The organism is Bacillus sp. CGMCC 1.60114 (assembly GCF_042676365.1).
Taxonomy (GTDB): Bacteria; Bacillota; Bacilli; order Bacillales; family Bacillaceae_G; genus Bacillus_A; species Bacillus_A rhizoplanae_A.
On sequence record NZ_JBHTHG010000099.1, the window covers coordinates 1 to 2576 of the forward strand.

The 2576-nt window shown below is 31.2% G+C and carries 2 protein-coding genes; both read left to right on the top strand.

Translation table 11 applies throughout. From position 1 onward, the window contains the following. Positions 1-534: 534 nt before the first annotated feature. On the top strand, positions 535-867 hold the full coding sequence (locus tag ACFQZ1_RS14540) for a hypothetical protein (protein ID WP_377882900.1): 333 nt from the start codon (positions 535-537) through the stop codon (positions 865-867). Positions 868-1138: 271 nt separating this feature from the next. Beyond that, positions 1139-2230, top strand: coding sequence for a tyrosine recombinase XerS (gene xerS, locus ACFQZ1_RS14545; RefSeq protein ID WP_377882901.1), 1092 nt, complete (start codon positions 1139-1141; stop codon positions 2228-2230). Positions 2231-2576: the final 346 nt, after the last annotated feature.

A 2576-nucleotide genomic window follows, 5' to 3' on the forward strand; every position in this document is an offset into this window, starting at 1 on the left:
AATGAGGTTGAAGTCATTCATAAGTTATTTAAGTTAGCTGCTTAACCTCAAGGTTAATAGGATATTACTATTCTATGGTTCTAGCGAATTATTTTTGCACCAAAACCGATTTATCAAACTTCTTCCATAAGATATTGCTTATAGAAGAAGTTTGAATTTTTATCTCCTTGAACAACTGTCGAAGGATAAGATTTTATACTAAAAACAATAGCTAATTGTGTAAAATAAATTGGAGCAATTACGTTAATCTATAACATTCATGTCTAAAGAGGGAGTTAAAATTAATCGTTAAACTTTAGATTAAATTCTTATTTAACGAACAATTGAAAGATGAAAATATTACTGATACAATATACATGTTGTATAGTGACAAAATTATATTAACTTCATACACGTATACATAGAATTTCTTATTTTTTACGTTTAAAAAATTGATATAATTATAAGTTCTTCAAATGTGATGCACTGTACAATGGTATATTATTAGTTTCTTCATGTACAACAGAACTTATATAGATGTGGGAGTGAAAGTAATTGAAAATTAAACGTGCTAGAGTAGAGTTAGATGCTAATGGTAATATTCGCAATGAGGATAACATGGTTACTATTTTTGTAGATACTGAGGATGGAAATTCCATTCGGTTGTTTTGTAAAATTAATCTCGAACAACACACTATTGCTGCTTTTAATATAGCGTTTAGAGGCATTTACTGTCCATGTTGTAATTCAAATGCTTTTACATGTACTAGTCTATATAATAAAAGACACGAGATATTACGCGAGGCATATGAATTTGTAAAAGAAAAAGATCCTAATCGCTTAAAATTATTGTTAGAACCAGTAGGAAATTTGAATGTAGTACAATAAACACTATAAATAAAATTTGCGGGACTTATCTTGATATATAAAATATCGAGTGGTCCCTCTATTTGTTTTTCGTAAATCATTAGTTTCCAATAATTAAATTATGGTAAACTGTTCGTTAAAATTGTATTTAATGAAAAGTTTGTCGTTTTATGTCGAATCGTGATTTAGTTTGCTTTTCCAAACTAAATGGAACTAGTTATATCTTTTGATGTTATATTGGTTTCATTTAGGTTTTTTATTTATACTGAATGTATACGTGAGGTGATCCAACTTGAGTAACAGAGAAAAACAAGTATTTCAAAATCGTGTCGAACAGCATAAAGAAAAAATGCCCTGGTACATTATTGAATACATTGAAGAAAAGACTAACCTCTCCCCTGCTACTTTGTATGGATATATCATAGAATATGAGATTTTCTTAAAGTGGCTAATTGATTCGCGCTTAGCGGTAGTTGATGGTGAGGTAGTGAAGGAAATACATGAAGTACCGATAGAAACATTGGGAACTTTACCACTAAAGCAAGCAAAACGTTATAAAAGCTATTTAGAGCGTCAAGGAAATAACAGCAAAGCAGTTATTCGCTCTTATTCTGCATTAAAATCTCTATTTAAATATTTAACTACGCATACAGAAGATGATTGCACGGGAGATTGTTATTTTTATCGTAATGTAATGGCAAAAATTGAATTACATAAGGAAAAAGTTGATTCGGCTGCTCGTGCATCTGAAATTTCAGATATGATTTTTCATAATAACGATGACGTGAAGTTTATGCAGTTCATATCTCATGATTATGAATTGATATTACAGGAAACTGCACCACGAAAAACACATTACTTTAAACGTGATAAAGCGCGTGATATAGCTATTTTAAGCCTTATACTAGGGACAGGTCTTCGTGTATCAGAAGTGGCTAGTTTAAAGGTATCTGATATTAATTTTCGTACTAGGAAAGTCAAAGTAATACGAAAAGGCGATAAAAAATCATCTATTCTTGCTACACAAACTTCTCTAGACGATGTACAAGAATATCTAAAAATACGCTCTAAATGTTATAAATGTCCAGACGATGAAGATATATTGTTTGTGGCGGCCTATAAAGGCTCATACTCGCAGATATCAGTTAAAGCAATACAAAACCTTACGGTAAAATATACAAAAGCGTTTGATGAAAAAAAGACTCCTCACAAGTTGCGTCATACATATGCAACAAACCATTACAACGAGAATAAGGACCTAGTCCTATTAGCAAACCAGTTAGGGCATACATCAATGGAAACCTCTTCGCTTTATACTAATATTGATGATTCTAAACGACGGGAAGCAGTTGAGCGCTTAGAAAAAAGGCAGTTAGAAGAATAAAGGGAAATATCATTAAGATTATTCATAAAAATGTGCAGTGACAATAAAGTTGTTTAAAATCAAATAAAGTTATTTAAAAAAATGGTGTGAAATCTCACACCATTTTTTATTTATATGTTGCATTATAAAAGTATGAAATTAACGCTTCTGTTGGTGCCGTATAACTCGTTTTAGCATACGCAATAGCACTCTTTTTGAACCAAATGTGCTCTCAACGTGCGTTTTTTGTAAAACGCTGGCGGTACCCCATGCCCATCAAGCTAAGAAATCAAGTTACCCCCTAAACAAAAAATCTCACTTTTTATCTGAAAAAAGTGAGATTTTTTGTTTACTATCAAACTAGCAG